19 protein-coding genes and 1 tRNA gene are annotated in these 16,744 nt (G+C 67.7%); 18 read left to right on the top strand and 2 right to left on the bottom strand.

The window, feature by feature from the left end; all coding sequences use genetic code 11:
- Positions 1-66: 66 nt before the first annotated feature.
- From ypfJ to PPZ50_RS07775, 4 genes are read left to right on the top strand one after another with little or no spacing between them, the layout of a single operon-like run.
- Positions 67-945, top strand: coding sequence for a KPN_02809 family neutral zinc metallopeptidase (gene ypfJ, locus PPZ50_RS07790; protein ID WP_066686756.1), 879 nt, complete (start codon positions 67-69; stop codon positions 943-945).
- Positions 945-1,412, top strand: a complete 468-nt coding sequence (locus PPZ50_RS07785) for a GreA/GreB family elongation factor (protein WP_066686755.1) — start codon at positions 945-947, stop codon at positions 1,410-1,412. Before ypfJ ends, PPZ50_RS07785 begins: the two co-directional genes overlap by 1 nt.
- A complete protein-coding gene (locus PPZ50_RS07780) occupies positions 1,409-1,861 on the top strand; it encodes a YaiI/YqxD family protein (RefSeq protein WP_066686753.1) in 453 nt (150 codons plus the stop codon). Before PPZ50_RS07785 ends, PPZ50_RS07780 begins: the two co-directional genes overlap by 4 nt.
- Before the next feature lie 9 nt (positions 1,862-1,870).
- Entirely contained in the window at positions 1,871-2,050 is a 180-nt protein-coding gene (locus PPZ50_RS07775) for a hypothetical protein (protein WP_055763497.1), read from the top strand.
- Between the two features lie 145 nt (positions 2,051-2,195).
- On the opposite strand, the gene PPZ50_RS07770 is transcribed toward PPZ50_RS07775, so the two are convergent.
- Positions 2,196-3,185 carry an NADP-dependent oxidoreductase gene (locus PPZ50_RS07770; protein ID WP_084401164.1) on the bottom strand — a complete coding sequence of 330 codons (990 nt, stop codon included), beginning with the start codon at positions 3,183-3,185 and terminating at the stop codon, positions 2,196-2,198.
- 106 nt (positions 3,186-3,291) lie between these two features.
- Positions 3,292-4,536, bottom strand: coding sequence for a DUF2171 domain-containing protein (locus tag PPZ50_RS07765; RefSeq protein WP_066686736.1), 1,245 nt, complete (start codon positions 4,534-4,536; stop codon positions 3,292-3,294).
- Between the two features lie 220 nt (positions 4,537-4,756).
- Here PPZ50_RS07765 and PPZ50_RS07760 point away from each other — a divergent pair.
- The 14 genes from PPZ50_RS07760 (at position 4,757) to accD (ending at position 16,731) form a co-directional block, all read left to right on the top strand.
- Positions 4,757-4,832 (top strand) — tRNA-Ala (locus PPZ50_RS07760).
- Positions 4,833-5,025: 193 nt separating this feature from the next.
- The gene (locus PPZ50_RS07755) at positions 5,026-5,274 is read left to right on the top strand and encodes a hypothetical protein (RefSeq protein WP_066686734.1); all 249 of its coding nucleotides are present in this window, start codon (positions 5,026-5,028) and stop codon (positions 5,272-5,274) included.
- Between the two features lie 110 nt (positions 5,275-5,384).
- Entirely contained in the window at positions 5,385-6,302 is a 918-nt protein-coding gene (gene epsC, locus PPZ50_RS07750) for a serine O-acetyltransferase EpsC (protein ID WP_066686732.1), read from the top strand.
- 60 nt (positions 6,303-6,362) lie between these two features.
- Positions 6,363-7,058 (top strand): endonuclease/exonuclease/phosphatase family protein, encoded by a 696-nt coding sequence (locus PPZ50_RS07745; protein WP_066686731.1) that lies wholly within the window; start codon positions 6,363-6,365, stop codon positions 7,056-7,058.
- On the top strand, positions 7,055-9,352 hold the full coding sequence (locus PPZ50_RS07740) for a patatin-like protein (RefSeq protein ID WP_066686729.1): 2,298 nt from the start codon (positions 7,055-7,057) through the stop codon (positions 9,350-9,352). The genes PPZ50_RS07745 and PPZ50_RS07740 overlap by 4 nt, the downstream gene beginning before the upstream one ends.
- A 178-nt stretch (positions 9,353-9,530) precedes the next feature.
- Positions 9,531-9,851: a lipopolysaccharide assembly protein LapA domain-containing protein gene (locus tag PPZ50_RS07735; RefSeq protein WP_066686727.1), complete on the top strand. Its 321-nt coding sequence runs from the start codon at positions 9,531-9,533 to the stop codon at positions 9,849-9,851.
- Positions 9,848-10,525: an orotidine-5'-phosphate decarboxylase gene (gene pyrF / locus PPZ50_RS07730; protein WP_066686725.1), complete on the top strand. Its 678-nt coding sequence runs from the start codon at positions 9,848-9,850 to the stop codon at positions 10,523-10,525. The genes PPZ50_RS07735 and pyrF overlap by 4 nt, the downstream gene beginning before the upstream one ends.
- A 413-nt stretch (positions 10,526-10,938) precedes the next feature.
- Positions 10,939-11,706, top strand: a complete 768-nt coding sequence (locus PPZ50_RS07725) for an SDR family oxidoreductase (RefSeq protein WP_157092653.1) — start codon at positions 10,939-10,941, stop codon at positions 11,704-11,706.
- Entirely contained in the window at positions 11,703-12,659 is a 957-nt protein-coding gene (locus PPZ50_RS07720; protein ID WP_157092652.1) for a glycosidase, read from the top strand. Before PPZ50_RS07725 ends, PPZ50_RS07720 begins: the two co-directional genes overlap by 4 nt.
- A gap of 281 nt (positions 12,660-12,940) precedes the next feature.
- On the top strand, positions 12,941-13,576 hold the full coding sequence (locus tag PPZ50_RS07715) for a phosphoribosylanthranilate isomerase (protein ID WP_066686721.1): 636 nt from the start codon (positions 12,941-12,943) through the stop codon (positions 13,574-13,576).
- 41 nt (positions 13,577-13,617) lie between these two features.
- Complete coding sequence (trpB, locus tag PPZ50_RS07710; RefSeq protein ID WP_066686713.1) at positions 13,618-14,847, top strand: tryptophan synthase subunit beta; 1,230 nt, start codon at positions 13,618-13,620, stop codon at positions 14,845-14,847.
- A complete protein-coding gene (locus PPZ50_RS07705; protein ID WP_066686710.1) occupies positions 14,847-15,080 on the top strand; it encodes a hypothetical protein in 234 nt (77 codons plus the stop codon). Before trpB ends, PPZ50_RS07705 begins: the two co-directional genes overlap by 1 nt.
- Positions 15,077-15,883, top strand: a complete 807-nt coding sequence (gene trpA / locus PPZ50_RS07700; protein ID WP_066686692.1) for a tryptophan synthase subunit alpha — start codon at positions 15,077-15,079, stop codon at positions 15,881-15,883. Before PPZ50_RS07705 ends, trpA begins: the two co-directional genes overlap by 4 nt.
- On the top strand, positions 15,880-16,731 hold the full coding sequence (gene accD, locus PPZ50_RS07695; RefSeq protein WP_066686690.1) for an acetyl-CoA carboxylase, carboxyltransferase subunit beta: 852 nt from the start codon (positions 15,880-15,882) through the stop codon (positions 16,729-16,731). The genes trpA and accD overlap by 4 nt, the downstream gene beginning before the upstream one ends.
- Positions 16,732-16,744: the final 13 nt, after the last annotated feature.

The raw sequence follows: 16,744 nt of genomic DNA, 5'->3' as shown, positions 1-16,744 counted from the left end.
CTGGTTGCAACATCATGGGCGTTTCGCGCATTTCAGTACGCAGCTACAACGATTGGACCGCCGCCCATGCGCCTCGACGATCTCGATCCATCCAGCAATGTCGACGATCTCGGTCGCGGAAGTGGCGGGTTCGGGGGCGGCGGGTTCAACCTGCTGGGCCTGCTGCCGCTGTTGCTCGGGCGCGGGCTGGGTTGTGGCACCATCGGCATCCTGGCGATCGTCGGTGTCGCCTTCCTGCTGTTTTCGGGCGGCGGCGGCCTGATCGGCGGCGGGTCGCAGGCTCCGACCGCGCAACAGGGTTCGGCGCAGGAGAATGTGCCGTGCGATACGGCCGAGGAACTCTTCGCCTGCCGGGTACTCAAATCGACCGAACAGGTCTGGGGCCAGATCTACGCCGAACAGGGCGCGCGCTACACGCCGCCCCGGCTGCGCTTCTATCAGGACAACAACCAGTCGGGCTGCGGCGCGGCGCAGGCGGCGATGGGGCCCTTCTATTGCCCGACCGATCGTGGCGTGTATCTCGACACCAGCTTCTTCCGCGAATTGTCGCAGCGTTTCGGCGCCAGCGGCGACTTCGCGCAGGCCTATGTCGTGGCGCATGAGGTCGGCCACCACATCCAGAACCTGACCGGACAGGCCGAAGCGGTCAGCCGCGCGCAACGGACGCTGCCGACCGCGCAGGGCAACGAACAGTCGGTGCGGCTGGAACTGCAGGCCGATTGCTATGCCGGCGTGTGGGCGAAGCGCAGCGGCCGGATGGAGCCGGGCGACCTGGAGGAAGGGCTGCGCGCGGCCGAGGCGATCGGGGACGACCGGTTGCAGGGCAGCAACGCTGCACCCGAGAGCTTTACCCATGGCACGTCGGCGCAGCGGGCCTATTGGCTCAAGCGCGGGTATGACACGGGCGATCCCGCCCGGTGCGATACGTTTTCAGGGACGATTTGATGAGCGTTGCGTTTCGGCGAGAGGATGACGACGAGCATAAGGAACCCCGGTTCGAACTGCCGCTGCCGCCCGGCCCCAATCTGGTAACGAAGCGCGGGCTGGCGGCGATGGCGGCGCAGGTCGCGCGGCTGGAAGGCGAGCTGGAGGCGGCGGAAGGTGACGCCGAGCGGACGACGGCGATCAGGCGCGACCTGCGCTATTGGCGCACGCGCCATTCGACGGCGGAGATCGCCCCTGTCCCGACCGACGAGGTCGCGTTCGGATCGCGCGTCACCTATACGCTGAACGGCCAGCGCAAGACGATCGAACTGGTTGGCAGCGACGAGGCCGATCCGGCGGCAGGACGTATCCCGTTCACCGCGCCGCTGGCGCTGGCGATGACTGGGCTGATGGCGGGCGAGACCGCTGATTTCGGCGGGCGCAGCGACGCGATCGAGGTGATCGAGACCGGTCCGATCGAACCATGACCCGCATCCTGGTCGATGCCGATGCCTGTCCGGTGAAGGACGAGGTGTATCGCGTCGCCGAACGGCACGGCGCGCGGGTATCGATCGTCAGCAACAGCCATTTTCGCGTGCCGCTCCTGCCCTGGGTCGAGCGGGTGGTGGTGTCGGACGGGTTCGATGCCGCAGACGACTGGATCGCGGACGCCGCGGGCGCGGATTGCGTGGTGGTCACCGCCGATATCCTGCTGGCGGATCGTTGCCTGAAGGCCGGTGCGGTGGTGCTGGCGCCCAACGGCAAGCCGTTTACCGGCGCGTCGATCGGCGGCGCGATCGCCACTCGCGCGATCATGGCCGACCTGCGCGCGGGCGGCGAGCAGTTGGGCGGGCCGCCGCCGTTCGGCAAGGCGGACCGGTCGAACTTCCTGCAATCGCTCGACGCCGCGCTGGTGCGGCCGGCCCGCCAACGATAGGAGACGCGCATGGCCGAGAAGTTCGAACGTCACCGCCAGCCGTGGCGGCCCGATGAAATCCAGAAGCTGCACCAGTTGGCGGGCAAGGGCATGGCGTTGAAGGCGCTGGCCAAGGCGCTGACGCGTAGCGAGGAGTCGATCAAGGATCGGGCAAAGGAAGACGGGTTGAAGATCGCGAAGTTGCGGTAACCGCAGGCTCCTCCCCAGCACGGGGAGGGGAACCAGCAGAGTTGGTGGAAGGGGCGAGCCGCTGACGCTGCGGTTCCGTATGCCGACAACCCCCTCCACCGTCCTTCGGACGGTCCCCCTCCCCGCGGAGCGGGGAGGATCTTGGTTACAGCTTCACCAGCATCTTGCCCTTGTTCTGGCCGCTGAACAGACCGAGGAACGCGTCGGGCATGTTCTCCAGCCCTTCGACCACGGTTTCCTCGCGCTGGAAGTTGCCGCCGGCGACGATTTCGCCCATGCCCTGCTGGAATTCGGCGATGCGACCCATGAAGTCGCTGACGATGAAGCCCTGGATGCGGATGCGCGCGGCGATGACCCGCATCAGGTAGCGCAGGCTGGTCGGCTGCGACGCGTTATAGCCGTCGATCATGCCGCAGATCGCAAAGCGGGCGCCCTGGTTCGCATGGGCCAGCGCCGCGTCGAGATGGTCGCCGCCGACATTGTCGAAATAGACATCGATCCCGTCCAGCGCGGCGGCGCCGAGCGCCTTCACCAGCGGCACGTCACCCTTATAGTCGATGACATGGTCGGCACCGAGAGAGCGGACCCATTCGACCTTTTCCGCTCCGCCGGCCGATCCGATGACGGTCATGCCCTTCGCCTTGGCGATCTGCACCACGACCGACCCGACCGCGCCGGCGGCGGCCGAGACGAACACGGTGTCGCCGGCCTTCGCCTCGGCGACGGCAAGCAGGCCGAACCACGCGGTCATGCCGGTCAGGCCCAGCGCACCTAGGAACGCCTGTTCGGGGAGATCGATATCGGGCAGCTTGTTCACGCCCTTGGCAGGCACGATCGCTTCGTCGCGCCAGCCGGCCATGTGCTGCACGCGGGTTCCGACCGGCAGGTCGGCGGCCTTGCTTTCGATCACTTCGCCGACCGCGCCGCCATCCATCGGGGCGTCGAGCTGGAACGGCGGGACATAGCTTTTCACGTCGTTCATCCGGCCGCGCATATAGGGGTCGACCGACAGCCAGCGATTCGCGATGCGGACTTCCCCGTCCGCCAGTTCGCGCTGCGGCAGGTCGCGCAGGTCGAAATCGGTCATCACCGGCATTCCCTGCGGTCGCTTTACCAGATGCCACGCCTTCGCCATGTTGGATGCTCCATATCAGTTTCGGTCCGCAACTTAAGCGCCTGTCCCGCAAAAGCAAAGGGGCGCGGTTTCCCGCGCCCCTCCGCCTGTCGCCACTGCGAACGGTTTAGTAGGTTCCGGGGGAGCTACGATTGAGGTTCGTATTGCTGTCGGTCGTCGTCCCGCCCACGCCGGTTCCGGCCGTGGTCGAGGTGCCGGCACCCAGCGCCTGACCGGTCGTGGTCGACGTGTTGCCGGTCGTGGTCGACGCGCCATAGCGGTTCGCTTCGCGCGTCCGGTCGTCGTCATTGTTCTGCGTGCCGAAGCGATCGCTGCCATAGCGCTGCTGCGACTGGTTGCCGAACATCGCCTGCTTCTCTTCCTCGTCGCGCCATGCCTGCTTGGCTTCCGAGGCGGTCTTGCGCAGCTTCACCTTGCCGTCGACCGACGACACCCAGCGCGACGGGATCGAGTGATGATGACCACCGGCGTCCGGGTCGCTCTTCGTCAGGATGATGCGGTCGCCGCGCACCTTGTCGACAGTGCCGACATGTTCGTCGTCGGACCCGACGACTTCCATATGCTCGGTCACGCGGGTCAGGCTGTCGCGCTGCGTCTGCCGCTCGGTGCGGAAGGCGTTGAACTCGCTCTGGAAGCGCTGCGAATTTTCCTGGCGATATTCGTCGTAATCGCGGTCGAACGCGCTGACCTGCGTGTCACGCCATGACCGGTAGGCGTGGTCGCCGTGACGGTCGTCATAGCGCGCCATCTGCTCGTCGTAGCGCTGGTCGCGTTCGCGGCGGCGTTCCGCTTCTTCATCGCCGAACCAGGAGCGGACTTCGTCGCCGGCGCGCGCCAGGAAACCGCGCTCGTCGGCATCATATTCGAGGTCGTCGCGCCGGTTGCTGCGGTCGTTCCGGAAGCGGTCGTTTCCGTAGCGCGAGTCGCGTTCGCCCTGATCGGCGAAACGGTGGCCGTCATGGGCATAGCTGCCGCGATAGCGGTCGCCCTGCGCACCGTAGCCCCGCGACCCGCGATCCGAATAATCGAAGTCCCGGCTGCCGTAATCGCGGCTGCCGTAATCGCGGCTGCCATATTCACGGTTGCCATAGTCCCGGCTGCCATAGCCGCGGTCGCGGTCCGCACCGTAGCTGGAGCCGTAGGACGAACGGCCGCCATAATAGTCGCGATTGCCGCGGTCGTCGCGCTGCGATCCGCTGCCATAGCTTTGCGAACCATAGCCATAGCCGCCCCGTCCACGATCGTCGCGGTCCCGCCAGCGGTTGTCTTCGCCGTTGCGGCTGTTCCGCGACCAGTCGTCGTCGCGCGAATAGCGATCATAGCCCATGAAAATCTCCTGCAGATGGTTCATGTTGTTGGCGGCGCAGCAGCATGGTCGCTGCCATGTCGTATGCCAGAGAAGCACCCAACAGGCCGATGGTTCCGACCCGTCTGAAACGGGCGCGACGAAGGGGTTCGTCGCAGCGACCGATGGCGGCCGGACGTTTTTGATCGGGAAATGTGCAAGACCCGTTGCATCCGCTTTTTCGGGCCGCTAAGGGAACGGCCCCGGCGACGTCCGGGAACGGGGCGGGGCTGTAGCTCAGATGGGAGAGCGCTGCAATCGCACTGCAGAGGTCAGGGGTTCGATTCCCCTCAGCTCCACCACCCCGCCTTCTACCTCCACATCGCTGATCTGATAGCGCGACCACCGCCGGATCGGTCGCGGCATGGCTGCTTGCGTTGATAGCGGAGCAATACCCCACTAAAGCAATGGGATTATTCCCAGCTCCCGTCGAGCGGTTACAACGACCCTCGACACCGCCGATCCGCGGCGGTCCTGAACATGGGGAGATCAGGTTTGAAACAGAATTTCGCACCGCTCGCGGCCGTCGCGTTGCTCGGGCTCGCCGCATGCGGCGACAAGACCGCCGCCGACAATGCCGCCGCGGAAAACGCCGTGATCGAGACGAACCTGACCTCACTCGACGAACCGCTGGCGAACGATGTGGCGCTCGGCAACGACGTCGCCCTGCCCGGCGACAATGTCGTGCTGAACGACGCCGCGGCGAACGTAGCCGATCCGGTAACCAACGGCACCGGCCTTTGAGTTTCGCGGCGCTCCGGGCGCCGCCTCCGCAACGCTTTGGATAGCTCCCTAAGCGCAACTCGGGCCGGACGGCAGCCGCCGCCCGGCCCCTTTCTTTGCGAGCAGATGCGATGACCCAGCCCGACGACGACCGCCGCCGCGCGATCGACCATGCCACCCGTGCCCTGTCGAGCGCGCGCATGGCGTGGCGGCAGGCGCAGCCGAACCGGCGGCAGCCCGCGGCCTTTCCGCGCCGTGCCGAGCTGGCACGCGCGGTCGAGCTGCTGGCGGCGGCGCTGTTCCCGGCGCGGATCGGCGGCTTTGATGGCGCGGCTGACGCGGAGGATGCGTTCGTTGCCGAACGACTGACCGAAGCGTTCGCGCTGCTCGATACGGCGATCGTCGCCGAGTTCGCTTATTGGCGCGATGCGACGGGGATCGGGGCGGCGGCGGAGCGGCCCGCAGAGATCGTGCGGCTGTTCGCGGGGACGCTGTCGCGGGTGCGGGCGCTGCTCGACACCGACGTCGCGGCGATCTTTCGCGGTGACCCGGCCGCGCGGAGCGTCGACGAAATCCTGATCTGCTATCCGGGCGCGACCGCGATCCTGCACCATCGCCTTGCGCACGAGCTGGATTCGCTGGGCGCGCCGATCGTCGCGCGGATCATGTCGGAAATCGCTAACGAACGCACCGGGATCGACATCCATCCCGGTGCGACGATCGGGCCGGGCTTCTTCATCGACCATGGCACCGGCGTCGTCATCGGCGAGACGGCGGTGATCGGCGCGCGGGTGCGGCTGTACCAGCATGTGACGCTGGGCGCGCGGACACCGCGCCGGTCGGAGCTGCGCGAGGCGACCGGACCGTTTGCCGAACGGGTGCCGCGCCATCCGATCGTCGGTGACGATGTGGTGATCTATGCCGGGGCGACCATTTTGGGGCGGGTGCGGATCGGCGACCGGGCGGTGATCGGCGGCAATGTCTGGCTGCTGAAGGACGTCGCGCCGCGCACCGTCATCGTGCAGCCGGAGGCGGTCGTCGCGTCCTGACGGGACAATCGATCACGCCAGCGAAACGAAACCGGGCATCGCGACGTTGAGCGATGAACGATGATAAAGGTAGCCAGCTATAACATGCGCAAGGCGATCGGGACCGATCGCCGCCGCATGCCCGAACGCACGCTGGAAGTGCTGCGCGAGGTCGATGCCGACATCATCGCGCTGCAGGAATGCGACCGCCGACTGGGCGAGCGCGCCGGGGTGATCCCGCTGCACATGCTGGACGAGCACAGCCCGTGGAAGGCGGTGCCGATCGCGATCCGGGCGCAGTCGATGGGATGGCACGGCAACGCGCTGCTGGTGCGCAAGGACGCGACGGTCAGCGCGCCCCGCCGGATCGAGATACCGGCGCTGGAGCCGCGCGGTGCGGTGCGGGCGGATGTGACGCTGAACGGCATGACATTGCGGGTGGTGGGCATGCATCTCGACCTGTCGGGGTTGTGGCGGCGCAAACAGGCGTCGGCGATCCTGCACGAGGTCGATGGCTGCGAACCGGCGCTGCCGAGCGTGTTGATGGGCGACCTGAACGAATGGACGCCGCAATCGGGATGCCTGCGCGATTTCGGGCGCAATCATCGCTTCGCCGAAACCGGTCCGAGCTTCCATGCGAAGCACCCGGTCGGGCGGCTCGACCGGATCATGGTGTCGAGCGAGTTACGCGTCGTGGAGTCCGGCACCCATCACAGTGCGGCGGCGCGCAAGGCGTCGGATCATCTGCCGATCTGGGCGACGATCGAGCCGGCATGAACGACGCCCCGCCCCCGCTGCGTGACCGCGAGCTGCGGCTGGCGCTGGTCTGTTACGGGGGGATCAGCCTGGCGGTGTATATGCACGGGCTGGTCAAGGAAGTGTGGCATATCGCCCGCGCCAGCCGGGCGATGCAGGACGAGAGCGAGCCGCTCAGCGGCAGCGCCGGCGTCTATCAGACGATGCTGCACGAATTGGCGACACTCAGCGGCATCCGGTTGCGGGTGCTGGTCGATATCGTCGCCGGCGCCAGCGCGGGCGGGATCAACGGGGTGTTCCTGGCCCATGCGGTCGCGACGGGCCAGTCGCTCGACCCGCTGACCGAATTGTGGCTGGAGGGCGCCGATATCGAAGCGCTGATCGATCCGGCACAGGCGCCGGCCAGCGCGCTGTCGCGCCCCTGGGCCCGGCCGATTGCGTGGATGGCGCTGGGCCGCGAGGGCGAGGACGTGTCGAGCGTAGACATCGCCGCGCGCGACGAACTGCGCGCCAAGCTCGACCGGTTCGTCCGCGCCCGGTGGTTCGAACCGCCCTTTGGCGGGCGGGCGATGGTCGACATGCTGCTGAACGCGTTCGAGGCGATGGCGGCGGGGCCGGTCGGCCCGCGCCTGCTGCCGCCGGGCCAGCCGCTCGACCTGTTCGTTACCGTCACCGACTTTGCCGGCCACCCCGAATTGCTGCGGCTCAATTCGCCCAAGGAGGTGGTGGAGACCGAGCATCGCATCGTCATCGGCTTTTCCGACCATGGCGACGGGCCGCTGGCCGATCCGGCCGAACTGGTGTTCGCGGCGCGGGCGACGTCGAGCTTCCCGGGCGCGTTTCCGCCGTTCCGGGTGGGCGAACTGGATGCCGCGCTGGCGGATCGGGGGACCGCGTGGCCGGGGCGCGAGGCGTTCCTGCGCCGGGTGCTGCCACGGCAATCGGCGGTGAACATGGTCGAACAGGCGGCGCTGATCGACGGATCGGTGCTCGCCAACGCCCCGTTCCGCCCGGCGATCGACGCCCTTCGCGAACGCCCGGCGCGGCGGCAGGTCGACCGGCGCTTCGTCTATCTCGACCCCGCGCCCAACCACAAATTCGGCTTCGGCACCGAATCCAAGGGGCCGCCGACCTTCTTCCAGACGATCCTCGGCGCGCTGTCCGAACTGCCGCGCAAGCAGCCGATCCGCGACAATCTGGACGCGATCCAGCGCCGGTCGGAGCGGATCGAGCGGATGCTGGCGATCGTCGAGAAGCTGCGCGCCGGGGTGGAGGCGGAGGTCGAGCAGCTGTTCGGCTATACCTTGTTCCTCGACTGGCCCACCCCCTCGCGCCTCGCCGGGTGGCGGCAGCGGGCGCAGGTGCAGGCGGCGAAGCGCGCCGGCTATGGCCATGCCGCCTATGGGCTGCTGAAGGTCGACCAGGTGCTCGACCGGCTGGCCGACCGGGTCGTGACGCTGGCGGACGACCCCTCCCCCGACCGGCGGCGGCGGTTGCGCGAGGCGTTTCACCGCATCGTCGTGGAGCGGGAGGCGGACCGGTTCGATGGCGATGGCGCGTCGGCGGCGACGATCGACTTCCTGCGCGCCCATGATCTCGCCTTTCGCATCCGACGGCTGCGGCTGCTGGTGCGGACGGTTTCCGCGATGGAGCCGGACCAGGATGCGGCGGCGCTGGCGCCGGTGCGCGAGGCGATCTTCGCCAGTTTGACGCCCTACCTCGCCTGCGAACATGCCGATCATTTCGACGCCGTCCGGCCGCTGGCTGCCGACAAGCGGGTCGATCCGGCCGATCTGCTGGCGGCGATGGCGACGGCGATGGACCTTGCCACGCTCGACGCGCAGGCGGAGGAACTGCTGTCGGCGGCCCTCTCCGCCGCGCCGCGCGACATTCGCCGGCCGGTGCTGCTCGCCTATCTGGGCTTCCCGTTCTTCGACATCGCGACGCTGCCGCTCCTGGGCGGCGAAGGGCTGGACGAGTTCGATCCGGTGCGGGTCGACCGGATCGCGCCCGACGATGCGCCGTCGATCCGGGCGGGCGGCGCGGAGGCGACGTTGAAGGGCATACGCTTCAACAATTTCGGGGCGTTCTTCAGCCGGCCCTATCGCGAGAACGACTATCTGTGGGGGCGGCTGCACGGGGCGGAGCGGATGATCGATATCGCGCTGTCGACCCTGCCGAGCGAGGTCCGCCTGCCGCCGGGGTGGATCACCCGGCACAAGCGCGCGGCGTTCCTGGCGATCCTCGACGAGGAGCAGCCACGGCTGACGACGATCCAGCCGCTGTTCGACGAGTTGCGGGCGGAGATCGGGTAGCGGCCTTTCCCTGCCCCTGCGCGCCGCGTCGGGCAGCGGTTGAACAGAAGCGGGACCCCGGATCAAGTCCGGGGTGACGGTTGGAGATCGTGGAGCGGTCCTGCGCCTATTGGAATTTCGCGCATGACCGGCGTAAGGATGGACCTCAAGCGAGCATAATGACGAAGGCGCCCCCCGCATGCAGTTCCTGAAAACCCTCTTCTGGGCCTTGCTGGTCGGGGTGATGGTCGCCTTCGCGCTGAACAATATGACGATGGTGCCGCTGAAGCTGTGGGGCACGCTCTATGCCGATGTGAACCTGCCGCTGCTGCTGCTGGTCACGTTCCTGGCGGGGTTCCTGCCGACCTTCGTCGCGCTGCACCTGACGCGCTGGCGGCTGCGGCAGCGGATCGCGGCGACCGACCGGACGCTGGCCGACCTGCACCGCGTCGAGGCGGTGTCGGTGCCCGCCGACCCCGCCCCCATCCCTTCGCAGGTCACGCCGGGAGCCGTATCGTGAGCCGTTCGCCGATCTATGTCGCCCTCGACACCCCCGATCTCGACCGCGCCAAGGCGCTGGCGAACAAGGTGCGCGGCCATGTCGGCGGGCTGAAGCTGGGCCTCGAATTCTTCATGGCCAATGGCCGTGCGGGCGTGCGGACGATGGCCGAACTGGGGCTGCCCATCTTCCTCGACCTGAAATTCCACGACATTCCCAATACCGTCGCCAAGGCGATCCAGGCGCTGGGGCCGCTCGATCCGGCGATCCTGACCGTCCATGCCTCGGGCGGGCGGGCGATGCTTGAGGATGCGAAGGCCGCCGCGCCGGTCGGGACCAAGGTCGTCGCGGTGACGATGCTGACCAGCCTCGACGCGCACGACCTGTCGTCGATCGGCCTGTCGCCCGACCCGCATGAACAGGTGGTGCGGCTGACCGAATTGGCGAAGAGCGCCGGGATCGACGGCGTGGTGTGTTCGGGGGCCGAGGTTGCGGCGGCGAAGAAGGCGTGGCCGCAGGGCTTTTTCGTAGTGCCGGCCGTGCGGCCGGCGGACGGACCGGTCGGCGACCAGAAGCGGGTGGTGACGCCGCGCGCCGCGCTGGACGCCGGGGCGTCGGTGCTGGTGATCGGGCGGCCGATCACGCAGGCGGAGGACCCGGATCAGGCCGCACGGGCGATCGAGGGGACGCTATAGGACGCGCCGGGTGAGGTCGAGCGACGCTCGACCGAGCCGCACGAGGCGCGTCCGGCCGGCGGCGCGAAAAGCGCCGTCCGACGACGCGGGCTTTGCCCGCGACGGGCCCTCTGCTTCCTTCCAAAGAAGAAGAAGCGGGACCCCGGGTCAAGCCCGGGGTGACGGGCCAGGCTGTTGTTTTTGCTAGACAACGCTCCATACCCTAGTTTCAAACTTCACTAAGTTCACACTCGCCACGGTTTCGCGCGCGTTCTGCACCGTCCCCATTCCAACCCTGAGAAAGACCCGGCCGCCGACACAAACGCGACGATCCTCGGCCACCCTGCCCGACCGTCGTCATGTAGGAAAGCCGTTCCGCCCCTGAACCAACGCGGCGGCCCGACGTTGCCGCCATGAGCATGTGCGGAGGGATGATGGACAGGCGGACAATCTTCGTGACCGGCGGGGAATCGGGCATCGGTGCGGCGTGCGCGGCGGCGTTCGGGGCGTTGGGCGACCGGGTCGCGATCGGCTATCATGCGGACAGCAAGGCGGCCGATGCCAGTGCCGATGCGGTGCGCCGCGCCGGGGGCGAGGCGATGACGGTGCAGGCCGATGTTGCGGACGAGGCGTCGGTCGACGCGGCGTTCGGCGCGGTCGAGCGGGCCTGGGGTCCGGCGAGCGTGCTGGTCAATTCGGCCGGGCTGAACATGTCGGGCGTGACGGTGCGCGACATGACGCTGGACCAGTGGCGGCGGCTGATCGATACCGACCTGACCGGCGCGTTCCTGACGTCGCGGCGGTTCCTGATCGGGCGCGGGACCGAGCCGGGTGATGCGGCGATCCTGCATATCTCGTCGATCCATGCCTATGCGGTGCGCGCGGGCGGCGCGGATTACTGCGCGGCCAAGGGCGGGCTGTCGAACCTGGTCGAGACGCTGGCGATCGAGGAGGCGCCGCGCCGCATCCGGGTAAATGCGATCGAACCCGGCATGATCCTGACACCGATGAATGCGCGGGCGAGCGCGGATGCGACCTATCGCGCGACGCTGGAGCGCAACATTCCGCTGGGGCGTGCGGGCGAGGCGAGCGAGGTCGCCGATCTGGCGGTGTTCCTGGCCTCCGACAAGGCACGCTACATCACCGGCGCTCGGATCGTGATCGACGGCGGGCTGTCGCTGATGCAGGCGCTGGGCGCATGATCGCGTCCGATTCCCCAGTCGCCGATCCGCATCGCAAGGATGCAGTGGCCGACAGCCCGATCGCGCTGGATTTCAACGTGAAGGCCATCGAGGACGTCACGATCGCAGGGCCGCCCGAACTGATGGCCCGCGACCTGATGAGCCCCTATGTCTGGCGCGAGCCGGACGGGCGCTATGCGATGATGGTGCGCGCGGTGGTGCCGCAGGGGCAGGAACTGACCGATACCGGCGTCATCTGGTCCGGATGGAGCGAGGACGGGCGGCATTTCCAAATGCTCGACCGACCGTCGATCGTGCCGGGTCCGGGCGACCATGATGCGGGCGGGGTCGAGGACCCGACGGTGGTGCGGACCGATCGCGGCTATGTCGTCTATTATTCGGGCGTGCTGTCGGATCATTCCCATGGCGAATTGTCCTATGCCGCCGGGCCGTCGCTGGATGCGCTGACCAAGAGCGGGGTGGCGCTGGCGTCGTCCAAGTCGGAGGGGAATACGAAGGAGGCGACGGTCGATCGGACCGCCGATGGCGGATGGCGGCTATTCTACGAATATGCCGCCGACGAGGCGTCGCGCGTCGGGCTGGCCGTCGGGCCGGATGTGGCGGGGCCGTGGGACGAGCAGCCGACGCCCTTCACCCCGCGCACCGACAGCTGGGACGACTGGCATTTGTCGACCGGGCCGCTGCTGACCGACGATCCGTCGACGCCGGTGATGTTCTATAACGGGGCGACCCGCGATGCGCGCTGGCGGATCGGGTGGGTGGCGTTCGATGCCGATTACACCCGCGTCGTGGCGCGCGGCATCCAGCCGCTGGTGACCCCGCCGCCGGTCGACGACCGGAGTGCGACGGATATCGCGTTCGCGGCATCGGTGGTGGTCGTCGGGGGAGCGATCTGGCTGTATTATTCGCTGGAGGACCGGCGGCTGGCGCGGGCGTTGATCCGGCGGAGTTGAGGGTGGCACATCCTTCGTCACCCCGGCCTTGATCCGGGGTCCCGCTTTTTCTTCTTCCGAGGGCAGCAAGAAGGAAGAAGCGGGACCCCGGATCAAGGCCGGGGTGACGGTTTGGGTTGGGGGTTGCACTCCACAACCTCGGACCGTCACTCCCGCGCAGGCGGGAGTCCATAGACGCTGACGCTGCGCATGGAGCCGAGACGTTGGCGTGTATGGATTCCCGCCTTCGCGGGAATGACGAATGGTTCTCTTTGCTGGCGCAACCCTCTAAGCCCCGCCCCATGACGCTCATCAAGATCTGCGGCCTCTCGACCCCCGACACCCTGTCCGCCGCGCTGGCGGCGGGAGCGAGTCATGTCGGGTTCGTGTTCTTCCCGCCCTCCCCCCGCAATGTCGGCTTCGATGTGGCGAATGGCTTGGCGCAGGCGGTGCCGAACGGGCGCGCCAAGGTCGGGGTGTTCGTCGATCCCGACGACGCGCTGATCGATGCGGCGATGGCGGCGGCGCGGCTGAACGTGATCCAGCTGCACAAGACCGCGCCGGAGCGGATCGCAGCGATCCGCGCGCGGACCGGGCGCGAGACATGGGGCGCGGTGGCGGTCAAGACACGGGCCGATCTGGACGGCGCGCGGGCGCTGAGCGGTGCGGCGGACCGGGTGCTCTACGATGCCAAGACCCCGCCGGGCGCGGCGTTGCCGGGGGGCATGGGGCTGCGGTTCGACTGGGGGCTGCTCGACGGGTTTCGCCATCCGCTCCCCTGGGCGCTGTCGGGCGGGCTGGATGCGGGGAATGTCGCGGAAGCGATCCGGGTCACGCGCGCGCCGCTGGTCGATGTGTCGTCGGGGGTCGAGAGCGCGCCGGGCGTGAAGGATGCCGCGCGCATCCTGGCCTTTTGTACAGCGGTGCGCGGTGCCTGATCGATAGACATGGGCGCGCGTGCGGCGTAACGAGCGTCGCCATGAACGCCCCCAACAGCTATCGCGCCCAGCCTGACGAGCGTGGGCATTTCGGCGATTTCGGCGGCCGCTATGTCGCGGAAACGCTGATGCCGCTGATCCTCGACCTCGACCGCGAGTACAAGGCGGCGAAGGCCGACCCGGCATTCGCGGCGCAGTTCGACGATCTGATGACCCATTATGTCGGTCGTCCCAGCCCGCTCTATCATGCCGAGCGGCTGTCGGAGACGCTGCGTAGCGGCGCGGAGCCGGGCATGGGCGCGCAGGTGTGGTTCAAGCGCGACGAGCTGAACCATACCGGCGCGCACAAGATCAACAACTGCATCGGGCAGATCCTGCTCGCGATCCGGATGGGCAAGACGCGGATCATCGCCGAGACGGGTGCGGGCCAGCATGGCGTGGCGACCGCCGCCGTCTGCGCGCGCTTCGGCCTGCCCTGCGTCATCTATATGGGTGCCAAGGACGTCGAGCGACAGCAGCCCAATGTGTTCCGCATGAAGCTGCTGGGGGCGGAAGTCCGTCCGGTAACGTCGGGTGCGGCGACGCTGTCGGATGCGATGAACGAAGGCTTGCGCGACTGGGTCGCGAACGTCCACGACACCTTCTACATCATCGGCACCGCCGCCGGTCCGCATCCCTATCCGGAGCTGGTGCGCGATTTCCAGAGCATCATCGGCCGCGAAGCGCGGGCGCAGATGCTGGAGCGGACCGGACGCCTGCCCGACCTGCTGGTCGCGGCGATCGGCGGCGGGTCGAACGCGATCGGGCTGTTCCACCCGTTCCTCGACGATGCCGATGTGGCGATGCTGGGCGTCGAGGCGGCGGGGCATGGGCTGGACAAGGACCATGCCGCATCGCTGGCCGGTGGGTTCCCGGGCATCCTGCACGGCAACAAGACCTATCTGCTGCAGGACGAGGACGGGCAGATCGCCGAGGGGCATTCGATCTCGGCCGGCCTCGATTATCCGGGCATCGGGCCGGAACATGCCTGGCTGCGCGATATCGGGCGGGTCGAATATGACAGCGCGACCGACAAGGAGGCGCTGGATGCGTTCCAGCTGCTGTGCCGGACCGAGGGGATCATCCCCGCGCTGGAACCGGCGCATGCGATTGCGGCGGTGGCGCGGCGGGCGAAGTCCATGCGCGGCGACCAAATCATCCTGGCGAACCTGTGCGGGCGGGGGGACAAGGATATCTTCACCGTGGCGTCGGCGCTGGGGGTGGCGATTTAATGAAATCATCGCCAGGCAGCCTCAAACGACGTTCCATCAAGATCGCGCTTTTTGCGGCATCGTTCGCGCTGTTCACGCTGCTATTTTTCATAGCGGACTGGGGCCTACCCTTGATCGGGCTTCCGCGATATCTCGCGCCAGCAACCGGCGGCATCACCGCATTGCTAGCCCGTCCATGGTTCAAATGGTTTGATGAGAAGTGGCCGAAACAAAACCTCGAATATTCCCAATGACCTCCTCTCGTCTTGTCGCTGCCTTTGCAAAAGGCCGTCCGGCGCTCGTCTGTTTCGTCACCGCCGGTGACCCGACGCCCGACGCGACGCCCGCCATTCTCGACGCGCTCGTAGCCGGTGGCGCGGACGTGATCGAACTCGGCATGCCGTTCACCGATCCGATGGCCGATGGCCCGGCGATCCAGTCGGCCAATATCCGCAGCCTGAACGCCGGCACGCGCACCGCCGATGTGCTGCGGATCGCCACGGGTTTCCGCGAGCGCCATCCCGACGTACCTTTGGTGCTGATGGGCTATGCCAATCCGATGGTGCGGCGCGGCGCCGAGTGGTTTGCGCAAGGGTGCGTCGCGGCCGGGGTCGACGGGGTGATCTGCGTCGATATTCCGCCCGAGGAGGATGACAGCCTCGGCACGACGCTGCGCGCGCATGGCATCGCGCCGATCCGGCTGGCGACCCCGACCACCGATGCCGCGCGCCTGCCGGCAGTGCTGGAGGGGGCCGGCGGCTTCCTCTATTATGTCTCGGTCGCCGGGATCACCGGCAAGCAGCAGGCGGTGCAGACGTCGATCGACGAGGCGGTCGCCCGGTTGAAGGCCGCGACCGACCTGCCGATCGCGGTCGGGTTCGGCGTGCGTACGCCCGAACAGGCCGCCAATATCGCCCGCGTGGCCGACGGCGTCGTCGTGGGATCGGCAATCGTCGAGATCGTCGCCGAGCATGGCACGCAAGCCGCCGAACCCGTCCGCACCTATATCGAAAGCCTCGCCTCGGCCGTTGCCGCCGCGAGCAGGGAACCCGCATGAGCTGGCTCAACCGCGTCCGTAACGCCCTCCCCTTCGTCGCGCGCAAGGAAACGCCCGACCATCTCTGGCACAAGTGCAAGGGATGCGGGCAGATGATCTTCACCAAGGAATGGGAAGAAAATCTGCACGTCTGCCCGAAATGCGACCATCACGGCCGCATAGGGCCGAAGGAGCGGTTCGAACAGCTGTTCGATGCCGGCAGCGTCGAGATCCTGCCGAACCCGAAGGTCGCCGAGGACCCGCTGAAGTTCCGCGACAGCAAGCGCTATGTCGACCGGCTGAAGACCGCGCGGACCGATACCGGCGAGCAGGACGCGTATCGCAACGCCTATGGCACGATCCAGGGCAAGGGCTGCGTGATCGGCGTGCAGAATTTCGCGTTCATGGGCGGGTCGATGGGTCAGTATGTCGGCGAGGCGTTCATTGCGGGCGTGGAGGCGGCGATCGCGCGCGGCGTGCCCTATATCGTCTTCACCGCCAGCGGCGGGGCGCGGATGCAGGAGGGTATCCTCAGCCTGATGCAGATGCCGCGTACGACCGTTGCGATCGAGATGCTGCACGATGCCGGCCTGCCCTATCTGGTCGTACTGACCGATCCGACCTCGGGCGGGGTCATGGCAGCCTATGCGATGCTGGGCGACGTGCAGATCGCCGAGCCGAAGGCGACGCTGGCGTTCACCGGACGACGCGTGATCGAGAGCACGATCCGCGAGAAGCTGCCCGACGATTTCCAGACGTCGGAATATTATCGCGACCATGGCCTGATCGACCGCGTGACGCATCGCCGCGATCTGCCGGGCGAGCTGGCGCAGCTGATCGAGTTTCTGGGGCGCAAGGAAGCGGCCTGACAGCCAGTTCCTC

Source organism: Sphingomonas hankookensis, assembly GCF_028551275.1.
In the GTDB taxonomy this organism is placed as follows: Bacteria; Pseudomonadota; Alphaproteobacteria; order Sphingomonadales; family Sphingomonadaceae; genus Sphingomonas; species Sphingomonas hankookensis_A.
This window is presented reverse-complemented; position numbering and strand designations above follow the sequence as displayed.